Genomic DNA, 1,130 nt, shown 5'->3' with positions numbered 1-1,130 from the left:
GGAGAGCGCGGCGGCGGCGACGTCGTTCGCCTCGGCGGCGAGGTGCCACATGCGCATCCGCTCCCACTCCGCGGCGACGTCCAGCAGAGCAGCGGGATCCCGGTCGACGAGGGCGCGGATGTGCCCGACCTGGGCGTGCGAGACCGGTGACCGGTCGACGTCGGCGTCGGCGAGTCGCCGGGCCGCGTCGCGGGCGTGCCCCAACCTGGCCAGCAGGTGCAGGGCGGTGATCGTCCGTCCGGGGGCTCCGCGCGCGGCGGCGTGGTCCGCTGAGCGGCGGAGATGATCAGCGGCGTCCCGCAGCGCACCTCCGCACGCGAGCAGTAACGCCTGCGCGTTGCGCAGCAGCATCGCGGCGAACTCCTCACCCGACCGCCCCTCCCGCGTCGCTTCGCGGATCGCGGCGCGAGCCGCGTCGAAGTTCCCGCAGACCGCCTCGTACCCGGCCAGCAGGGCCAGGCGCCGGCGGCGGACGTGCAGGAAGTTGCGCTCGTACGCCAGCCCGGTGGCTTCCCGCATGTGCGCGGCGGCTCGGTGATGAGAACCGTGGGCAGCGCAGATTACGCCCAGGTAGGCCAGCCCGGCACCTGTGGCCTGCGGTCCGTGGGTGGCGAGTCCCCAGTCGCGGAGCGCTTCCGCGGCGTGGTGGGCTTCGACGAGCCGTCCCTCGGAGGTCAGGCAGTCGACCTCGACGATCAGCGGCGGCAGGCGCTCCGGCAGTGCGTCCGGCAGCAGGTCCAGCGCCTCGCGCGTCAGGGCCAGAGCCTCCGGCGCGGCTCCCGACTCGACGAGCGCCGTGCACGCGGCCGCCGTGGCGAGGGACGCGACGGCGGCTCCATGCGGTTGCGCGGACACGAGGGCTCGGAAGTGCGGTCGGACACGGGTGTCGTATTCCGCTACGACGTCCGGGTACCTGCCGGTGCCGAACGACACCAGCACCCTGACGGCCGCGGCCCCGGTGTGCTCGCGCGGCAGTGTTCTGAGCAGTCGCAACGCGTGGTCCCGGTCGTCCATCTCGTAGCGGACCAAGGCGCGCAGCACCGTGGTGGCATCGTCGTCTCCGGCGGCAGCCAGCGCGGCGTCGGCGTCGGCGGGTCGTCCGCCAGGAGCAGCGCCCGGGTCAGGAGGGC

General features: G+C 74.4%; 1 protein-coding gene. It reads right to left on the bottom strand.

What is annotated here, in order from left to right; genetic code table 11:
• On the bottom strand, nt 1-1,041 hold a 1,041-nt coding region (locus AB0G02_RS41645; RefSeq protein WP_360806528.1), incomplete at its 3' end, for a hypothetical protein.
• Between the last annotated feature and the right edge of the window lie 89 nt (nt 1,042-1,130).

Source organism: Actinosynnema sp. NPDC023658, from assembly GCF_040639995.1.
In the GTDB taxonomy this organism is placed as follows: Bacteria; Actinomycetota; Actinomycetes; order Mycobacteriales; family Pseudonocardiaceae; genus Actinosynnema.
Note: the sequence above shows the minus strand (reverse complement) of the source record. Positions and strands in the feature narration are given on the sequence as shown.